Origin of the sequence: Nocardioides lianchengensis, assembly GCF_900101465.1 — a bacterium.
GTDB lineage: Bacteria > Actinomycetota > Actinomycetes > Propionibacteriales > Nocardioidaceae > Nocardioides > Nocardioides lianchengensis.
In genome coordinates this window covers 167,741-186,237 of the sequence record NZ_FMZM01000007.1, presented here as the reverse complement: position 1 = coordinate 186,237, position 18,497 = coordinate 167,741, and the positions used below count along the sequence as shown (strand labels likewise).

General features: G+C 73.2%; 20 protein-coding genes. 7 read left to right on the top strand and 13 right to left on the bottom strand.

The genetic code is table 11. The annotated features are described in order from the left end of the window. From BLT76_RS14125 to BLT76_RS14115, 3 genes are read left to right on the top strand one after another with little or no spacing between them, the layout of a single operon-like run. Positions 1–891: a fumarylacetoacetate hydrolase family protein gene (locus BLT76_RS14125; protein ID WP_090857105.1), complete on the top strand. Its 891-nt coding sequence runs from the start codon at positions 1–3 to the stop codon at positions 889–891. Next, on the top strand, positions 888–1,856 hold the full coding sequence (locus tag BLT76_RS14120; RefSeq protein ID WP_170867064.1) for an MBL fold metallo-hydrolase: 969 nt from the start codon (positions 888–890) through the stop codon (positions 1,854–1,856). Before BLT76_RS14125 ends, BLT76_RS14120 begins: the two co-directional genes overlap by 4 nt. Further along, positions 1,853–3,361: an aldehyde dehydrogenase (NADP(+)) gene (locus BLT76_RS14115; protein WP_090857099.1), complete on the top strand. Its 1,509-nt coding sequence runs from the start codon at positions 1,853–1,855 to the stop codon at positions 3,359–3,361. The genes BLT76_RS14120 and BLT76_RS14115 overlap by 4 nt, the downstream gene beginning before the upstream one ends. 191 nt (positions 3,362–3,552) lie before the next feature. Here the strand turns inward: BLT76_RS14115 and BLT76_RS14110 are convergent, their stop codons facing one another. Genes BLT76_RS14110 through BLT76_RS14055 form a run of 12 tightly spaced genes read right to left on the bottom strand, consistent with a single transcriptional unit; the run spans position 3,553 to position 15,125 of the window. Next, positions 3,553–4,323: an SDR family NAD(P)-dependent oxidoreductase gene (locus BLT76_RS14110; RefSeq protein WP_090857096.1), complete on the bottom strand. Its 771-nt coding sequence runs from the start codon at positions 4,321–4,323 to the stop codon at positions 3,553–3,555. Next, a complete protein-coding gene (locus tag BLT76_RS14105; protein WP_090857093.1) occupies positions 4,320–5,171 on the bottom strand; it encodes a fumarylacetoacetate hydrolase family protein in 852 nt (283 codons plus the stop codon). Before BLT76_RS14105 ends, BLT76_RS14110 begins: the two co-directional genes overlap by 4 nt. Positions 5,172–5,190: 19 nt before the next feature. Further along, on the bottom strand, positions 5,191–6,129 hold the full coding sequence (locus BLT76_RS14100) for a sugar kinase (protein ID WP_090857089.1): 939 nt from the start codon (positions 6,127–6,129) through the stop codon (positions 5,191–5,193). Next, positions 6,126–6,881: an SDR family oxidoreductase gene (locus BLT76_RS14095; RefSeq protein ID WP_090857086.1), complete on the bottom strand. Its 756-nt coding sequence runs from the start codon at positions 6,879–6,881 to the stop codon at positions 6,126–6,128. Before BLT76_RS14095 ends, BLT76_RS14100 begins: the two co-directional genes overlap by 4 nt. Then, positions 6,878–7,903, bottom strand: coding sequence for a zinc-dependent alcohol dehydrogenase (locus BLT76_RS14090; RefSeq protein ID WP_090857083.1), 1,026 nt, complete (start codon positions 7,901–7,903; stop codon positions 6,878–6,880). The genes BLT76_RS14095 and BLT76_RS14090 overlap by 4 nt, the downstream gene beginning before the upstream one ends. An 11-nt stretch (positions 7,904–7,914) precedes the next feature. After that, a complete protein-coding gene (locus BLT76_RS14085; RefSeq protein ID WP_090857079.1) occupies positions 7,915–8,865 on the bottom strand; it encodes an aldo/keto reductase in 951 nt (316 codons plus the stop codon). Then, on the bottom strand, positions 8,862–9,701 hold the full coding sequence (locus tag BLT76_RS14080; protein WP_090857076.1) for an amidohydrolase family protein: 840 nt from the start codon (positions 9,699–9,701) through the stop codon (positions 8,862–8,864). The genes BLT76_RS14085 and BLT76_RS14080 overlap by 4 nt, the downstream gene beginning before the upstream one ends. After that, entirely contained in the window at positions 9,698–10,780 is a 1,083-nt protein-coding gene (locus tag BLT76_RS14075) for an ABC transporter ATP-binding protein (protein ID WP_090857073.1), read from the bottom strand. The genes BLT76_RS14080 and BLT76_RS14075 overlap by 4 nt, the downstream gene beginning before the upstream one ends. Continuing rightward, positions 10,777–11,982 (bottom strand): mandelate racemase/muconate lactonizing enzyme family protein, encoded by a 1,206-nt coding sequence (locus BLT76_RS14070; RefSeq protein ID WP_090857070.1) that lies wholly within the window; start codon positions 11,980–11,982, stop codon positions 10,777–10,779. The genes BLT76_RS14075 and BLT76_RS14070 overlap by 4 nt, the downstream gene beginning before the upstream one ends. 4 nt (positions 11,983–11,986) lie before the next feature. After that, complete coding sequence (locus BLT76_RS14065) at positions 11,987–12,814, bottom strand: carbohydrate ABC transporter permease (protein ID WP_090857065.1); 828 nt, start codon at positions 12,812–12,814, stop codon at positions 11,987–11,989. After that, positions 12,814–13,815 carry a carbohydrate ABC transporter permease gene (locus BLT76_RS14060; RefSeq protein WP_090857551.1) on the bottom strand — a complete coding sequence of 334 codons (1,002 nt, stop codon included), beginning with the start codon at positions 13,813–13,815 and terminating at the stop codon, positions 12,814–12,816. The genes BLT76_RS14065 and BLT76_RS14060 overlap by 1 nt, the downstream gene beginning before the upstream one ends. A 5-nt stretch (positions 13,816–13,820) precedes the next feature. Then, positions 13,821–15,125: an ABC transporter substrate-binding protein gene (locus BLT76_RS14055; RefSeq protein WP_090857547.1), complete on the bottom strand. Its 1,305-nt coding sequence runs from the start codon at positions 15,123–15,125 to the stop codon at positions 13,821–13,823. Between the two features lie 79 nt (positions 15,126–15,204). On the opposite strand from BLT76_RS14055, the gene BLT76_RS14050 reads away from it, so the two are divergent. The 4 genes from BLT76_RS14050 (at position 15,205) to BLT76_RS14035 (ending at position 18,152) form a co-directional block, all read left to right on the top strand. Next, entirely contained in the window at positions 15,205–15,960 is a 756-nt protein-coding gene (locus BLT76_RS14050) for a FadR/GntR family transcriptional regulator (protein WP_170867063.1), read from the top strand. Between the two features lie 268 nt (positions 15,961–16,228). Then, the gene (locus BLT76_RS14045) at positions 16,229–16,540 is read left to right on the top strand and encodes a GIY-YIG nuclease family protein (protein WP_090857059.1); all 312 of its coding nucleotides are present in this window, start codon (positions 16,229–16,231) and stop codon (positions 16,538–16,540) included. A gap of 524 nt (positions 16,541–17,064) precedes the next feature. Beyond that, positions 17,065–17,820, top strand: coding sequence for a FadR/GntR family transcriptional regulator (locus BLT76_RS14040; RefSeq protein ID WP_090857056.1), 756 nt, complete (start codon positions 17,065–17,067; stop codon positions 17,818–17,820). Further along, entirely contained in the window at positions 17,817–18,152 is a 336-nt protein-coding gene (locus BLT76_RS14035; protein ID WP_090857051.1) for an L-rhamnose mutarotase, read from the top strand. The genes BLT76_RS14040 and BLT76_RS14035 overlap by 4 nt, the downstream gene beginning before the upstream one ends. Before the next feature lie 39 nt (positions 18,153–18,191). On the opposite strand, the gene BLT76_RS14030 is transcribed toward BLT76_RS14035, so the two are convergent. After that, complete coding sequence (locus BLT76_RS14030) at positions 18,192–18,491, bottom strand: STAS domain-containing protein (RefSeq protein WP_090857049.1); 300 nt, start codon at positions 18,489–18,491, stop codon at positions 18,192–18,194. Between the last annotated feature and the right edge of the window lie 6 nt (positions 18,492–18,497).

Sequence of the window (18,497 nt, the reverse complement as noted above, 5' to 3'; positions counted from 1 at the left end):
ATGCTGATCATCCGCTACGTCCACGACGACCAGGTGCTGGTCGGCCTCGAGAGCCACGGGCAGGTCCGGGCGCTGCCCGTGGCCACCCTGGCCGAGCTGCTGCGGCTGCCCCTGGCCGAGCTCCGCGCGGTCTGCGAGGCGGTCACGGCGCCCGCCGTACCGCTCGACGAGGTGCGGCTGCTGCCGCCCGTCGACGGCCTCACCGAGGTGTGGGCCGCCGGCGTCACCTACCAGCGCTCCAGCGAGGCGCGCCAGGAGGAGTCGGGCGTGCCCGACGTCTACTCCCGGGTGTACGACGCCGCCCGCCCCGAGCTGTTCTTCAAGTCCGTCGCCTGGCGGGCCGTCGGCGACGGCGAGCCGATCGGCGTCCGCGAGGACTCGCCGGTCAACGTGCCCGAGCCCGAGGTCGTCGTGGTGGTCAACGCCGCCGGCGAGACGGTCGGCGTCAGCGTGTGCGACGACGTGTCGTCGCGCTCGATCGAGGGCGAGAACCCGCTCTACCTGCCGCAGGCCAAGCTTTACCACGGCGCCTGCGCGGTCGGCCCCGGCATCCGGCCGGTCTGGGAGGTGCCGGACCTCTACGACCTCGGCGTCACCCTGGTCGTCACCGGCGCCGACGGCACCGTGCGCTGGAAGGGCGAGACGTCCACCAAGCTGCTGCACCGCACGTACGACGACCTCGTCGAGCACCTGCGCCGGCAGTCGACGTTCCCCGACGGGGCGCTGCTCTCGACCGGCACCGGCCTGGTGCCCGACCTGGACTTCGACCTGGTCCCCGGCGACGTCGTCGAGGTCTCGGTCGCCGGCGTCGGCACCCTGCGCAACCCGGTCCTGCCCGCGTCGGCCGAGCGTTTCGCCTGGCTGACCCCCGACCCGGCGCGGCGGCCGTGAGCCTGCCGGCGTCGGTCTTCGGGGACTGGGTCCGGATCGAGACCGAGTACCTCCAGGCCTGCGGGCTCCCGCTCTGGCTGCACGCGCTGCCGCACGAGGGCGGGCTGGTGCTGCTCGACAGCGGCACGTCGATCACGCCGGAGACCTCGGTGCGCGGCCGGCTGGCCGACGCGGGTCACCGCATCGAGGACGTCTCGCTGGTCGTCAACAGCCACGCGCACCCCGACCACATGGGCGGCAACGCGGCCCTGGCCGCGGTCAGCGACGCGGTGTTCGCCGCTCCGGCCGCCGAGGCCGCGTGGCTGGAGGACAACGACCGGGTGATCACCGAGCTGTGGGAGGCCAACCCGGACGCCTACCGGCTCAGCGCCGAGGAGCGCGCCGAGATCGCCGGCCTGTACGGCGAGCGCGTGCGGATCGACCGGCTGCTGCGCGACGGCGACGTCCTGGACGGCTCGTTCGGCCGCCTGGAGGTGGTCACCACCAGCGGCCACTCCCCCGGCCACATCGCGGTGCGCGACCTGGACCGCGGGCTGCTCTTCACCTTCGACGACGTGCAGGGCGCGGGCGTCCCGATCTCCGGCTCGGCCGAGTGGCTGGCCCCGCTCTACCACGACGTCGACCGCTACCGGTCCGGCCTGCGGCGGCTGCTCGACCTCGACTTCGCCGCGCTGGTCCCCTCGCACGGCGACCCGCTCGATCCCGCCGCCGGGCGCGCGCGGATCCAGGAGAGCCTGGACTTCGTCGACCGCGCGACCGACTTCGTCCACGACCACCTGACCCGCCACGAGGTGGTCGGCGTGCGCGACCTGGCGATCGCCATCGGTCGCGACCTGGGCCCGTTCGGCGGGCCCAACCTGCAGACCGTCTCCCTCGCCCGCGCCCACCTCGACGACCTGGCCCGCCGCGGCCTCGCCGGGGCCCGCTGGCACCTCACCCCCGACCCGACCCAGAAGGACTCATGACGCTCATCCAGGGCACCGACCCCCGCACCGGCGAGCCGGTCGGCGAGGCCTACGCCGCGACCACCCCCGACGAGCTGGAGGCGCTGCTCGCGGCCGCGGCCGCCGCGGCCCCGTCGTACGCCGCCTCGGAGCCGTGCGTGCGCGCCGGGCTGCTGCGCGCGCTGGCCGACCGGCTGGACGAGAACGCCGTCGCGCTGGCCGAGCTGGGCAGCCTCGAGTCCGGCCTGCCGCTGGGCCGGCTGACCGGCGAGGTCGGCCGGACGTCCGGGCAGCTGCGGCTGTTCGCGACGGTGGTCGAGGAGGGGTCCTACCTGGAGGCGACCCTCGACCCCGCCGTCCCCACCGCGACGCCGCCGCGGCCCGACCTGCGCCGGGTCCTGGTGTCCCTCGGCCCGGTGCTGGTCTTCGGCGCCTCGAACTTCCCGCTGGCCTTCAGCGTCCTCGGCGGCGACACCGCCTCCGCGCTCGCGTGCGGCTCGCCGGTGCTGGCCAAGGTGCACGACTCGCACCCGGGCCTGTCGGCCACCGTCCTCGACCTGGCCGCGACGGTCGTCGCCGAGCAGGGCCTGCCCGCCGGCGTGATCGGCGCGGTGCGCGGCAACGACGCGGCCCTCACCGCCCTGCGCGATCCCCGGATCAAGGCGGCCGGCTTCACCGGCTCGACGCACGTGGGCCGGATGCTCTTCGACGCCGCGTCCTCGCGGCCCGACCCGATCCCGTTCTTCGGCGAGCTCGGCAGCATCAACCCCACGATCGTCACGCCCTCGGCCGTGGCCGCCCGCGGCGCCGCGATCGTCGACGGGTACGTCGACTCCTTCACCCTCGGCACCGGACAGTTCTGCACCAAGCCCGGCCTGCTCTTCCTGCCCCGCGGCCACGGTCTGGCCGACGCCCTGGCCGCCCGGGTCGGCGCCGCCGCCCCCGCGCCGCTGCTCAACGCCCGGATCCGCACCGCCCTCGACGACGGGGTCGCCGCGCTGTCGGCGGCCGCGACCCGGCTCGCCGGCGGCGAGGACGCCCCGGCCGAGGGGTCCTGGGCCTCGCCGTCGGTCTTCGTCACCTCCGCCGCCACCGTCGCCGCCGACCCGGCCGTCGCCGAGGAGGTCTTCGGCCCCGTCTCCGTCGTCGTCGAGTACGACGACCTCGACGACCTGGCCGTCGCGCTCCGCTCGGTCGAGGGCAGCCTGACCGCGACCCTGCACGTCGAGGACGACGACTCGCTCCCGCTCGACGAGCTGGTCGGCCTGGTCGCCGCGCGTGCCGGCCGGGTGCTGTTCAACGGCTGGCCGACCGGCGTGGCCGTCAGCTGGGCGCAGACCCACGGCGGTCCCTGGCCGTCCACCACCTCGGCGCAGCACACCTCCGTCGGCGCGACCGCGATCCGCCGCTGGCTGCGCCCGGTGACGTTCCAGGACGCGCCGGACGCCGTACTCCCCGCGTCGCTGCGCGACGCCAACCCGTGGGGCCTCCCCCGCCGCCTGGACGGGGTGCTCGTGCTGCCGTAGAGGCCGGTCGCCGCGGCGGGAAAACTGACGGGCCAGCGTCTCCGGGCAGGTCGCCGGAGCGTGCTGGCCCGTCGGTTTTCCGGGGCCGGGGCCGCCCGCGACCCCGGGAGGAGAAAACTGACGCACCAGCGCCTCCAGGCGGTGCACCGGACCCCGCTGGCCCGTCAGTTTTTCCCCGACCCCGCCTAGCCTCAGCTCGGCCGGACCCGCAGGTGCGTGACGCCGCCGTCGACGTCGAGCGCCGTGCCGGTCGTGGAGCCGTTGCGGGGCGAGGCCAGGTAGGCGACGGCGTGGGCGACCTCGGCCGGGGTGACCATCCGGCCGGTGGCCTGGCGGGCGTCCATCGCGGCCCGCTCGGCGACCGGGTCGGGGAAGTTCTGCAGCAGCCGGTCGACGAAGCCCGTGTGCACCGTGCCGGGGCACACGCAGTTGACCCGGATCCCCTCGCGGACGTGGTCGGTGGCCAGCGCGAAGGTCAGCGACATCACCGCGCCCTTGGACGCGGAGTAGAGCGCGCGCTGCGGGAGCCCGTTCAGGGCGGCGATCGAGGACAGGTTGACGACCGCCGCCGCGGACGACGCCCGCAGGTGCGGGAGCGCGGCCGCGGTCACCCGGGCGATGCCGGTGACGTTGACGTCGAGGACCCGGGCCCAGGTGGCGTCGTCGTTCTCCTCGACGGTGCCGACGGCGGAGATGCCCGCGTTGTTCACGAGTACGTCGAGGCCGCCCAGCTCGGCCGCCACGCGGGCGACGGCCGCGTCGACCGACGCCCGGTCGGCCACGTCGCAGACGACCGGCAGCGCGCCGTCCGGCGCCGCGGAGGGGTCCAGGTCGAGGGCGGCGACCCGCGCTCCCCGGGCGAGCAGCTCGGTGACGACGGCCGCCCCGATGCCGGCGCCGCCGCCGGTGACGGCGGCGACCAGGCCGTCGTACTCCCCCGGACGAGGCACGGGGGTGGTCATGCCTGCTCGAAGGTCTGCCGGGCCGTGCCGAGGCCGGCGATGGTGAGCTCGACGACGTCGCCGGCGCGCAGGTAGGGCTGGCCCTCGATGCCCATCGCGACACCCGCCGGGGTGCCGGTGTTGATCAGGTCGCCGGGCTCGAGGACGAGGAACTGCGACAGGTACCAGATGACGTGCGCGACGCCGAAGACCATGTCGGCGGTGGTGCCGTCCTGGCGAACGGTGCCGTTGACCGACAGCGACAGCCGCAGGTCCTGCGGGTCGGCGACCTCGTCGGCCGTGACCAGCTCGGGGCCGAGCGGGTTGAAGGTCTCGCAGCTCTTGCCCTTGTCCCACTGGCCGCCGCGCTCGAGCTGGAACTCGCGCTCGGAGACGTCGTGGGAGACGGCGTACCCGGCGACGTGCGCGAGCGCCTGCTCGGGCGAGTCCAGGTAGCGCGCCTTCGTGCCGATGACGACGCCGAGCTCGACCTCCCAGTCGGTCTTCACGGACTTCCGCGGCACGTAGACGGTGTCGAACGGGCCGACCACGGTCGACGGGTCCTTCATGAAGAGCACCGGCTCCTCAGGGATCGCGGCCCCGGTCTCGGCCGCGTGGTCGCGGTAGTTCAGCCCGATGCAGAGGATCTTGCCCGGCCGGGCGATCGGCGCCCCGACCCGCAGGTCCGCCGCGCCCTCGAGCGGGACCAGCGAACCGGCCGCCACCGCCGAGCGGACGGCGTCCGGGCCGCCGCCCGCGAAGAACGCGGGCCCGAGGTCGGCCGTCACCGGGCGCAGGTCCAGGTGGGTGCCGTCGACGATCACGGTGGGGATCTCGGCACCGACGGGGCCGAGGCGGGCGAAACGCATGGTGTTCTCCTAGGTGGGTTCAGCGGGTGACCGGGTCGGGCCGGTCGAGGGTGTCCAGGTCGGCGCGGGTGGGCAGGCCCTCCCAGTCGCCGGGCGACAGGCAGGCGAACGCGCCGCAGCGCACCGCCGTCGCCAGTCGGGTCGCGGGGTCGCGGCCCGCGAGCAGCTCGGCCAGGTAGCCGGCCACGAAGGCGTCGCCGGCGCCCACGGTGTCCACGACGGGTACGACGACCGCGGGGACGGCGAGGTCGACGCCGTCGATCCGGGCCAGGCAGCCGTCGGCGCCGCGCTTGAGGACCACGTCGCCCCCGCAGCCGGCGACCAGCTCGTCGAGCAGCGCCTCCGGGTCGGTCGTCGCGGTGCCGGTCAGCAGCCGGGCCTCGTCCTCGCCGGCGAAGACCACGGCGGCCCGGGCGGCGAAGGACCGGTAGACCGAGGCGGCGTCGCGCGTGCCCCAGACCCCGGCCCGGTGGTTGACGTCGAACGAGAGCGGTACGCCGGCCCCGGCCGCCCGGTCGCGCACGTGCAGCGCGGTCGCCAGGGCGGTGTCCGACAGGCCGAGGGTGATGCCGGTGAGGTGCACCAGACCGGCGTCGTCCACCAGCCCGGGCGGTACGTCGGCCGGCCGCAGCCGGCTGCCCGCGCTGCCGGCCCGGTGGTAGAGCACGGTCGTGGCCAGCGCGCTGCGCCGCTCCTTGGTCATCAGCGCGGTCGGGGCGTCCGGATCGGACACGGAGACCACGACGAGCCCCTCGGCGCGGAGCTCGCGCAGCACCCGCTCGCCCCACGGGTCGTCGCCCACCCGGCCCAGCCAGGTCGCCGGCCCGCCGAGGCGTCGTACGCCGATCGCGACGTTGCTCTCCGCCCCGCCGATCCCGACCGACGCGGTGGTGGCGTGCCGCAGCGGCCCGGTCGCCACCAGGCCGAGCGTCTCGCCGATCGTGAGCAGGCCGGTCATCGGCCGAGCCAGCCCCCGTCGACGGGCAGCGTGATGCCGCTGACGTAGTCGGAGGCGCGGCTGCACAGGAAGACGGTGGCGCCGGCGAGGTCCTCGCCGCCGCCCCAGCGACCGGCCGGGATCCGCTCCAGGATCGAGCGCGAGCGGTCCGGGTCGTCCTGCAGGGCCTGGGTGTTGTCGGTGGCGATGTAGCCGGGGGCGATCGCGTTGACGTTGACGCCGCGACCGGCCCACTCGTTGGCCAGCGCCTTGGTCAGCCCGGCGACGCCGGACTTGGAGGCGGTGTAGCCGGGCACGTTGATGCCGCCCTGGAAGGACAGCAGCGACGCGGTGAACACGACCTTGCCGGAGCCGCGCTCCAACATCGGCGCCGCCAGCGCCTGGGTCAGCGCGAACTGCGACGACAGGTTGACCGCGATCACCTCGTCCCACAGCTCGAGCGCGTGCTCGGCGGCGGGCTGGCGGCGGATGGTGCCGGCGTTGTTGACCAGGATGTCGGGCGCCCGCTCGGCCAGCTCCGCCCCCAGGGCGAGCACGGCGGACCGGTCGGCGAAGTCGCAGCGCCGCCCCTCGAAGGACCGCCCGGCGGCCCGCACCAGGCGGCCGACCTCGGGGTCGTCCTCGAGCTGCGCGGAGACGCCGATGACGTCGGCGCCGGCCTCGGCCAGCGCCACCGCCATCGCGAGGCCGATGCCCCGGCGGGCGCCGGTGACGACCGCGGTCTGCCCGGTCAGGTCGAAGAGGTCGCTCATGCCGGCACCGCCTGGGTGTCCACGAGGACCTTCATGGCCCGACCCGACTCCAGGGAGGCGAACGCCTCGGCCACCTCGGAGATCGGCAGCACGGCGGTGATCATGGTGTCGGCCGGGATCGACCCGTCGGCGATCAGCGCCGCGGCCCGCTCGAAGTCGGCCCGCTCGTAGACCCGGGCGCCCAGGATCCGCAGCTCGCGCCAGAAGACGCGCTGCAGGTTCACCGGCACCGGCTGCGGGTGGATGGCCACGACCACGACCGTGCCGCGGACCTTGGCGACCGCGGTCGCCGCGAGCACGGCCGGGGCCGCGCCGGAGACCTCGAAGACCACGTCCGCCCCGGCCCCGCCGGTCCAGGCCTCCACGTGGGCGACCAGGTCGCCCGCGGTCGGGTCGAAGGTCTCGTGACCGAGCGACGCGATGGTCGCGCGCCGGCCGGCGTCGGGCTCGGACACCAGCACCCGGGCCCCGGCGGCCGCGGCGACGACGGCGATCAGCACGCCGATCGGCCCGCCGCCGAGGACGACCGCGGTGTCGCCCAGGCCGACCTCGGAGCGCCGTACGTCGTGGACCGCGACGGCGACCGGCTCGACCAGCGCCCCGTGCTGCAGCGAGACGTCGGCGCCGAGGCGGACCAGCAGGTCGGCCCGGACGTTCCAGCGGCCCTGCAGGGCGCCGGGGCTGTCGATGCCGACGAAGTCGAGGTGCTGGCAGACGTGCTGGTGGCCGGCCCGGCAGGCCGGGCAGGTCCCGTCCCAGGCCAGCGGCATGACCGTGACCGGGTCGCCGATCGACCAGCCGGTGACGCCCTCGCCGAGCGCGGCGACGGTCCCGGACATCTCGTGCCCGATGATCGCCGGCATCGCGACGCGGGCGTCCATGGCGCCGTGCAGGATGTGCAGGTCGGTGCCGCAGATGCCGACGTACGCGACCTCGACCTGGACCTCCCCGGGGGCGGGGGCGACCGGCTCGGCCTCGGCGACCTTCAGGGTGCCGTCGCCGACGTACGACGCGGTGAGCATGGGGATCTCCTCTAGACGGGGGTGAGCTCGGCCCAGAGCGCGTCCGGGACCGGTACGCCGAGCCGGCGGACCGACTCGGTGACCTGCCCGGCGGTGCGCAGGCCGGCGACGACGGACACCACGGCGGGGTGGCGCAGCGGGAACTGGAGGGCGGCCTCGGGCAGGCTGACGCCGTGCCGCTCGCAGGCGTCGGCCATGGCGTGCGCGCGGCGCAGCACCGCCGGGTCGGCCTGCTGGTAGTCGAAGGTCGCGTCGGAGGGCGGCCGCGGGTTGGCCAGCAGCCCGGAGTTGTACGGCGCCGCCGCGACCACCGAGACGCCCCGCTCGGCGCACGCGTCGAGCAGCGGCTCGCCGGAGCGGTCGAGCAGGGTCCAGCGGTTGGCCAGCATGACCACGTCGACGTCGGTCTCCTCGACCAGCCGCAGCGGGACGGCGACCTGGTTCATGCCGACGCCGATCGCGCCGACCAGGCCCTGGTCGCGCAGCTCGGCCAGCGCGGGGACGCCGTACCGGACGGCGTCGTCGGCGTGGTCGTCCGGGTCGTGCAGGTAGACGACGTCGACCCGGTCCACGCCGAGCCGCTGCAGGCTGGACTCGAAGCTGCGCAGCACGCCGTCGCGGGTGAAGTCGAAGCGCCGGACCAGGTCGTCGGGGACGTCGAAGCCGCCGCTCTCCAGGTCGGAGCCGGTGGGCGCGGGGTTGGGCTCGAGCAGCCGACCGACCTTGGTGGACAGCACCACGTCCGGCAGCCCGGGGACGGCGGCGCCGAGCCGGCGCTCGGAGAGGCCGAGGCCGTAGTGCGGCGCGGTGTCGAAGTAGCGGACGCCGGCCTCGTGGGCGGCGGCCACCGCGGCGGTCACGTCCTCGTCGGGGGTGGCCTTGTAGAGGTTGCCGAGGGAGGCCGCGCCGAAGCCGAGCTCGGTCAGCGCGATCCCGCGGCGCCCGATCGTGCGGGTCCTCATGACGCCAGCCCGTAGACGCGGGCGGCGGTGCCGCCCCAGACGGCGGCCGCCTCGGACGCCGAGAGCCCCGTGAGCAGCTTCTCGCTGACCTCGACCCAGCGGGCGTACGACGTGTCGGCGAGCAGGCTCACCGGCCAGTCCGAGCCCCACATGACGCGGTCGGCGCCGAACGCCGCCAGCACCGTCTCGACGGCGGGCACCAGGTCGGCGACCGTCCAGGCCCGCCAGTCGGCCTCGGTGACCAGGCCGGACAGCTTCACCGACACGTGCGGGTGCGCGGCCAGCGCGGCGACGTCGCGACCCCAGTCGGCGAAGTCGCCGCCGAGCCCGGGCTTGCCGGCGTGGTCGAGCACGAACGTCGTCCCCGGCGTCACCGCCACCGCCGCGGTGACGACCGGCAGCTGGGCGGGCGAGACCACGACGTCGTAGGCCAGCCCGGCCTCGCCGAGGTGCTCCAGCGAGCGTCGTACGACGGGCCGCGCGAGCCAGTCCGGGTCGGGCTCGACCTGGAGCTGGTGACGCACGCCGACCAGGTGCTCGCCGCCGGTCAGCGCGCGGGCCTCGGCCACCTCGGCGCCGAAGGAGTCCGCGGTCAGGTCGACCCAGCCGACCACGCCGAGGAGCCGCGGCTGCTCGGCCGCGAGGGCCAGCAGCTCGTGGGTCTCCTCGACGCTGGCGACGGTGTGCACGACGACGGTGCCGTCGATCCCGGCAGCGTCCAGCTGCGGCAGCAGCTCGTCGTACGCGAAGGAGCGCTCGAGGGGGGCCAGGCCGGCCGTCCACGGCTGCGGTCGGCGGGCCAGGTCCCAGAGGTGGTGGTGGGCGTCGATCCTCACGGGTTGAGGCGCCGCCCGGTGGCGTTGTCGAAGAGGTGCACGGCCGTCGGGTCGGTGGTGACCCGGATGGTCGAGCCCTTCTGGTGGCCGACCTGGCCGGGGACCCGGACGACGACGTTGCTGGGCGTGCCCTCGACGCCGGAGGTGCCGTAGACGTAGGCGTCCGCGCCGAGCTCCTCGACCAGGGTGACCTTGACCGGCAGCCCGTCCTGGCCCTCGCCGACGACCCGGAAGGCCTCGGGGCGCACGCCCAGGGTGACCGGACCGGTGGCGGCCGCGGCGGCGGCCCGGTCGACCGGGATCTCGTGCCCGCCGACGACGGCGTGGCCCTCGCGGAGCTCGCCCTCGATGAGGTTCATGGCCGGAGAGCCGATGAAGCCCGCGACGAAGAGGTTGGCCGGCTTGTCGTAGAGCGCCAGCGGGGTGTCGACCTGCTGCAGGACGCCGTCCTTGAGCACCGCGACCCGGTCGCCCATGGTCATCGCCTCGACCTGGTCGTGGGTGACGTAGACCGTCGTGATCCCGAGCCGCTGCTGCAGCGCGGCGATCTGGGTGCGGGTCGAGACGCGGAGCTTGGCGTCCAGGTTCGACAGCGGCTCGTCCATGCAGAACACCTGTGGCTGGCGCACGATCGCGCGCCCCATCGCGACCCGCTGCCGCTGACCACCCGAGAGGGCCTTCGGCTTGCGGTCGAGGTAGGCGTCGAGGTCGAGCAGGGCCGCGGCCTCCTTGACGCGGGCGGCCCGCTCCTCCTTGCCCACGCCGGCCATCTTGAGCGCGAAGGCCATGTTCTCGGCGACGGTCATGTGGGGGTAGAGCGCGTAGTTCTGGAAGACCATCGCGATGTCGCGGTCCTTGGGCGGCAGGTGCGTCACGTCGCGGTCGCCGATCCGGATCGACCCCGACGTCACCTCCTCCAGGCCCGCGAGCATCCGCAGCGAGGTGGACTTGCCGCAGCCGGACGGTCCGACCAGGACCATGAACTCCCCGTCCCGGATCTCCAGGTCGAGGGCGTCCACGGCGGGGGTGGTCGAGCCGGGGTAGAGGCGCTGGGCCTTCTCGTAGGTCACGGCGGTCACAGCGTGGGGCTCCCATCGGTGGTGGCGACCCCGTTGGCCAGGGGTGCGAAGAGGTGCGGCTCCGGCGAGATCAGCCGGCGGCCCGCGCGGTGCGGGCGGACGTGCGGTCCGGTGCCGAGGCCCCAGTCGGCCTGCTCGCCGAGACCGGCGATCGCGGCCTCGTCGACCTCCAGGCCGAGGCCCGGGGCCTCGCCGAGGACCAGGTGCCCGTCCTCGAAGTGCTGGTCGGCCCGGATCCCCTCCGGGAAGCCGAGGTCCTGGACCTCGGTCGCCAGGTGGTTGGGTACGGCGGCCGCCGCGTGCGCGAGCGGGTTCGCGTTGTAGCCGACCGGGCTGACGGGCAGCTCGAAGGCGTGGGCCAGCGCGGCCACCCGCAGGAAGTGGGTGATGCCCCAGACGCTGCCGGTCTGCACGATGTCGACCGCGGCGTGCTGGATCAGCGGCCGGAACTGCTCGAGGCCGGTCAGGTTCTCGCCCGTCGCGACCGCGGCGTCGACCGCCCGGACGACGTGGGCGTGACCCTCGACGTCCCAGCGGCGCACCGGCTCCTCGACCCAGGCCAGCGGCACCCGCTGCTCGATGCGGTGCAGGTAGCGGATCGCCTCCTTGCGCGACCACGACTCGTTCGCGTCGAGCATCAGCGAGGGCACACGGCCGCCCGCGGCGTCGGCGTACAGGTCCCGGACGGCCTCGAGCCGGCGGATGTCGGTGGCGATGTCGAGCCCGCCCTTGAGCTTCACGGCCCGGAAGCCGCGGTCGGCGAACTCCTGCTGGACCTGGAGCAGCCGCTCGTCGTCGAGCGGTCCGTCCAGCCCGGAGGCGTAGCCGGGGACGACGTGGTCGCGGGCGCCGAGCAGCCGCCACAGCGGCTGGCCGGCGGCCTTGGCCTTCAGGTCCCACAGGGCCATGTCGAAGGCGCCGATCGCGCCGAACGTCACGCCGCCGTGGCCGGACTTGAAGACCCAGGCCAGCATCCGGTCGTAGAGCGCGGTGGTGGCCCGCGGGTCCTCGCCCTCCAGGGCGGGGAACACGGTGTCGAGGCCGGTGTGGCTGCCCAGGCCGACCCCGGTCAGGCCGGAGTCGGTCTCCAGGAGCACGACCGGGACGACGGTCTTGCCGGACTCGACGTACCCGTTGACGTCGCCGATCGGGCGGCCCCAGCGGTGCAGGGTCGAGAGGGTCCGGTAGCCGGTGATGCGCATCGGCTCAGCCCTTCGTCGATCCGGCGGTGACGCCGTCGGTGATCTGCTTCTGGAAGAACAGGTAGACGACCAGGACGGGCAGCGCCGCCATCACGACGCCACCCGCGAAGAGCGGGATGTTGTCGGAGTACTGGCCGCGCAGGGCGGTCACGCCGACCATCAGCGTCCGGTGGTCGGCCGACTGCATGGTCAGCAGCGAGATCAGCACGTCGTTCCAGCAGAACAGCGCGTTGAGGATGCCGACCGAGACCAGCGCCGGGCGGCCCAGCGGCAGCATCAGCCGCAGGTAGATGCCGAACGTGCTGGCCCCGTCGATGCGGGCCGCCTCGATGATCTCGCCCGGGATCCGGCTGTAGTAGCTGGTCATCAGGAAGACCGTGAACGGCAGGAACTGCGCCGTGTAGGCCAGCACCAGCCCGGGGTAGGTGTCCAGGAGCCCGATCTGGCCGAGGACCCGGAAGAACGGGACCATCACGACCTGGAACGGCACCAGCAGCGCGCCGAGGATCAGCAGGAACGCCGCCTTGCTGCCGCGGAAGTGCAGCTGGCTGAAGGCGAAGCCGGCCATCGACCCGAAGACCAGCAGCAGCGCGACGCTGCCGAGAGTGACGATGGTCGAGTTCAGCGCGTAGGTGCCGAGACCGGAGGTCTGCCAGGCGTCGACGAAGTTGTCGAGGCCGAAGGTGTTCGACAGGCCGAAGCGGTCGAGAACGTACTCGCGCCGGGTCTTCTGCGAGACGTTGAGGGTGAACAGCAGCGGGTAGATCGTCGCGATGGCGAGCAGCGCCATCGGGATCGCGATGACCCAGCGGCTGAGACCACGGGTACCCATCAGGACTCCTTGGTCGCGCGCTTGAGGAGGCGCAGCTGGGCGAAGCCGACGACGAGCATCAGCACGAAGAGCACCATCGACGCGGCCGAGGCCAGCGCGGGACGGTTCATCTGGCCCTGCTGGGTCCAGATGTAGAGCTCGGGCAGGTACGTCGCCCCGCCCGGACCGCCGCCGGTCATGATGTAGAGCAGGCCGAACATCCCGGTCAGCATCCCGATCATCGTCGTCACGAAGACGAACTGGATGGTCTGGCTGAGCTCGGGGATGATCACGTGCCACACGGTCTGGCGCAGGTTGGCGCCGTCCGAGCGCGCGGCGTCGAGCAGCGACTGGTCGACGGTGGCGAAGCCGGCCATGAAGATCACCAGCGCCATGCCGAAGGTCGCCCAGATGTGCACGCCGATCACGGTGAACATGGCGTACGTCGAGTCGCCGAGCCAGTCGATCGGCTCGATCCCGACCTTCTCCAGCAGCTGGTTGGCCGGCCCGTCGAAGGACAGCACGACGTTGAAGATCGCGCCGATGATCACCGGGCTGAGCACGACCGGGAAGAAGTAGACGCTGCGGTAGAGCCGGTAGCCCGGCACCTTCAGGAACAGGAAGGTGGCGAGCAGGCCGGGGATCGCGACCGCGACGGGGAGCGCGAGCAGCAGCAGCCCCACGTTCTTCATCGCGGTCCGGAAGACCTCGTCGTCCCACAGCGTGCGGTAGTTGTCGAGGCCGACCCAGGCGCCGTTGGCGTCGCCGTCGCCGGTGAAGGAGAAGTTGGCCCCCATCACCAGCGGCACGATGCGCAGCAGCACCACGATGAGGACGGCGGGCAGCACCAGCAGGTACGGCACCACCCGGTCCTCGGTCCAGCGGGGCCGCCGGCCGGAGCCGGCGGCCCGCTGACCGGTGCGGGTCGAGGGAGGGGTCGTCGCACCGGGGGTCCCGCCCGGCACCCGGGCGGAGCCGGGGTCGCCGGCGTCCGTCCGGGTGCCGAGGCGAGAGGTGTTCATGTCGGTCACTTGTCCGACGCCGCCAGCTGCGCGAGCGCGTCGTCCACGGTGACCTTGCCGTCGATCAGCTGCTGCGAGAGGCGGTGCAGCAGGTCGAGGGTGTCGGCCGAGAGCACGGTGTGCAGGTTCGGCTTGGACTCGGGCAGCCAGGACACGATGTCCGCGACGACCGGGATGCCGGAGTCGGAGGTGTCGATCGTGGTGTCCGAGGCGATCGCGCCGGCGTCGGCGTAGAACGCGGTCAGCGCATCGGTGCTGGAGAGGCTGTCGACCAGGTCGTAGGCCAGCTCCTTGTCGGCGGTCCACTCGGTCACGCCGTACCCGATGCCGCCCTCGGCGGGCATCAAGGACTGGCCGCCCTCGTTGACGATCGGGCCCGGGTAGACGCCGAGGTCGTCGCCGAGGAACTCGTCGAAGCTCTTCCAGTGCGCGACGTCGGAGATCAGGCCGACCACGTTGCCGGACTCGCCGCCCTGGAACTTGGTGAACTCGTCCATGAACATCGCGGTCGAGTTCACGCCGTCGTTGAACCAGCCGTCCTCGTTCTGCTGGACCCACATCTCGAAGAGCTGCTTGACCTCGGGCGAGGACCAGTCGCGGTCGCCGGCCAGCCACGCGTCGTACTGCTCGGGGGTGAAGACGCCCGGGCCGAAGGTCGACAGGTGGAACTCCATGCCGATGCCCTCCTTGTTGCCCAGGGAGAAGCAGTCCTTGTCGATCTTGGCGATCGCCTCGCAGACGTCGGTGAGCTCGTCGTACGTCGTCGGCGGGGCCTCGGGGTCGAGACCGGCCTCCTCGTAGATCTTCTTGTTGTAGTAGAAGGGCTCGCCCTGCAGCGTGATCGGGACGGCGTAGGTCTGGTCGGCGTCCTGGAACGCCTCCCAGCCGGCCAGCCGCTCCTCGTTGTCGCCGAGGTAGTCGTCGAGCGGCACCAGGGCGTCCACGCGGTCGCGCAGCTGCGCGCCGCCGTTGAACAGCACGACGTCCGGGCCGGAGCCCGACTCGATCGCGGTCCCGAGAAGCGTGTAGTAGTTGTCGAACGGCTGGGCGACGAACTCGACCTCGACGTCCGGGTGCTTCTTCTCGAAGTCGGCCTTGGCCGCGTCGACGTAGGCCTTCGCGGTCGGGTCGCCGGACTTCCAGTCCCAGACGACGAGCTTGCCGCTCTCGCCGCCTCCCTCGCTGCCGCCGCCGTCGTCCGACGCCGCGCCGCACGCGGCGAGGGTCAGCACCAGGGGCGCGATGGCCACGGCGGCGAGCCGCGTGGAGAACCGACGGGACCGGGTCCCGTTGGAGAGTGCTGCGGGCATGGAGGCCCTCCTGATTTCGCTGGATCTTGTGGATGCTGTGACTGCTGCCACAACCCCGCCGTGCGCTATCATCGAACGTATGATGTCTGACGTCAAGCGTTTGGGAGAGATCGGGGTCACACCGGTCCAGGCCACTCCCCGACGTCCCCGCGAGCGGCTGGCGCAGGGCGTCGTCACCAGCCTGATCGACACCGTGGTCTCCGGCGCGGTCGGGGTCGGCGAGGCGCTGCCGCCCGAGCCGCTGCTGGCCGAGTCGTTCGGCGTCAGCCGCAGCACCGTCCGCGAGGCGGTCAAGCTGCTGGAGGCCAAGGGGCTGGTCGAGGTCCGCCAGGGGCTCGGCACCGTCGTACGGCCCGAGGACGACTGGAACCTCCTCGAGCCCGACGTGCTGGCGGCCGCCTGCCGCCACGAGCAGGGGCTGGCCGTCCTCGACGAGCTGGTCCGGGTCCGCGCCTCCCTCGAGTCGATGCTGGCGATCCAGGCCGCGACCCGGGCGAGCGACGCCGACCTGGCCGAGATCGCCGAGCTGCACGCGCGGATGGAGCGCGAGATCGCCACGCCGTACGCCTTCATCGAGACCGACGTGCTCTTCCACGACCGGATCATGCGCGCCGCCGGCAGCCGACTGGCCAGCTCGATCGTCCGAACGGTCCACGACGAGGCGCGCGCCAGCGCGCTCTACGCCGGCCACCCGACCCCCGAGGGGTGCCGGACCAGCAACGGCGAGCACGCCGAGATCCTCGCCCGCCTGCTCGCCCGCGACCCCGCCGGCGCCGCCGCCGCGATCGGCGAGCACATCACCCGCGCCTGGGACCGCCGCCGCCCGACCCCCTGACCCCTCGTCGATCGCGCAGCCCGCCCCTCTCACTGGTCGAGTAGCCCCGCGAGGAACGAGCGGGGCGTATCGAGACCACCACCAAGGGTCTCGATACGTTCGCTGGCGCTCACGAGAGAGACCAACGAACAGGGCCCGCCAGCCCTCACCTCACCCTGTCGCTGGTCGAGTAGCCCCGCGAGGAACGAGTGGGGCGTATCGAGACCCCGTCCACAGGTCGCCCTGGGGACCGTTGCTCCGCCGCGCGATGCGACCAAGCATCCTCGCCATGGCCTACACCTACATGCTCCTCTGCTCCGACGGCTCGTTCTACGTCGGCAGCACCCGCGACCTGGAGCACCGGCTCTACGAGCACCAGATCGGCGAGGGCGCGGCGTACACCCGCCACCGCCTCCCGGTGCAGCTCGTCTGGCACGAGGAGCACGAGAACGTCGGGGCGGCGTTTCACCGCGAGAAGCAGGTCCAGAACTGGAGTCGCGTGAAGCGACTCGCCCTGATCCGACAGGACTACGCCGGCCTGCCGGCATTGGCCAAGAAGGACTTCAGCCGGCGGCGGGATCGGTCGGACGAATCGGGATGATGACGCGTCGGGTCTCGACACGCTCGCTGGCGCTCGCGAGAGAGACCAACGAGCAACGCCCCCCTCGCTGGTCGAGTAGCCCCGCGAGGAACGAGCGGGGCGTATCGAGACCACACCGCCGAGGGTCTCGATACGCTCGCTGGCGCTCGCTACTCGACCAACGAGCAGCGCTCCCCTCGCCACTCGACCAACGAGCAGCAACACCCCCCTCGCTGGTCGACCAACGAGCAGCAACACCCCCCTCGCTGGTCGAGTAGCCCCGCGAGGAACGAGCGGGGCGTATCGAGACCACACCGCCGAGGGTCTCGATACGCTCGCTGGCGCTCGCTACTCGACCAACGAGCAGCGCTCCCCTCGCTACTCGACCAGCGAGCAGGGCCGCCAGGGCAGCGCCTCGACCAACGAACGAGGCCCGGCGACCAGCGGGCCGACTGGCGGGTGGCGACCCGCCGGCAGCCGAGCGCAGTGAGCGTACGTCATACGTTTGACGTACGTCACGAGATTCGTTGCCCTATGCTCCCGCCATGCCCAGCGACGCACGACCCGGCTTCCCGTTCGCCGAGAAGCGTGACCCGTCGCCCATGCTCGGCGTCGCGGTCGTCGACGCCCTCGTCGACGCGATCGTCTCCGGGGCGGTGCAGCCGGGCGACCTGCTCCCGCCCGAGGGGCCCCTCAGCGACCAGTTCGGCGTCAGCCGCACGGTCATCCGCGAGTCGGTGAAGCGGATCGAGGAGAAGGGGCTGGTCACCATCGCCCGCGGGCGCGGCACCTCGGTGCGCCCGACGAGCTCCTGGAACATCCTCGACCAGGTCGTGCTGACCTCCCTGATCAAGCACGACGACTCCCTCGGCGTGCTCGACGAGCTCAGCGTCGTCCGGGCCCAGCTGGAGTCGGTGATGGCGGCCGACACCGCCCAGCAGCGCTCCGACGTCCAGCTCAAGGAGCTCGGGGAGCACCTGCAGCGGATGCGCGAGGCGCTGCACGACGAGGCCGTGTTCCGCGCCGCCGACATCGCCTTCCACGAGACGGTGATGTCGTCCTCGGGCAACCGGCTGGCCGAGAGCATCGCGCGCATCCTCTTCGACCGCGCGCTCGAGAGCACGAGGTACCACGGCGTCGATCCGAGCGACAACTTCCAGGTCACGCTCGACGAGCACGAGGCGATCTTCGCCGCCATCGCCGCCCGCGAGGCCACGAAGGCCCAGGAGAGCATGAACCGGCACATCCTCGACGCGTGGCAGCGCCGCCGACTGCCGACCCAGAAGGCGCGGGGCCTGTGACCGAGCGGCACGGCCTGGTCGTCGACGTCGTCCCCGAGAGGCGCGAGGAGTACCTCCGCCTGCACGCCGCCGTCTGGCCGCAGGTCGAGCAGACGCTCCGCGACTGCCACGTCACGAACTACTCGATCTTCGCGATCGACGACACCCTCTTCGCCTACTACGAGTACGTCGGCACCGATCACGCCGCCGACATGGCCCGGATCGCCGAGGACCCCGTCACCCGCGAGTGGTGGACCCACACCGACCCGTGCCAGACCCCGTTCAACCCCGGACGCGACCCCGCCGCCACCGGCTGGCGCGAGGCCACCGAGGTCTGGCACCTCCACCCCTGACCAACTCCGCCTGTGGATAGATCCGCCACCATCCGCAGGTCAGATGGCCTCGTGGGGGATGGCGAGGACCTGGAGGACGCGGTGGGCGATGGAGCCGTCGAGGGCCTCGAGGGTGAGGCTGCGGCCCATCGCCTCGCTGCCGCGGATGGCGCCGACCAGGACGGACACCGCCTGCGAGCAGAGGTACGACGCGTCGCTGAGGTCGACCACCAGCGCAGGAACACCGCCGTGGGTCTCGAGGGCGCTGCGCAGGGCCGGGACGCCCAGCTCGTCGAGGTCGCCCTCGACGCGGAGCCGGCCGGGGCCGTCGGACTCGATCCGGCAGGACGGGAGGGGCACCCCGAC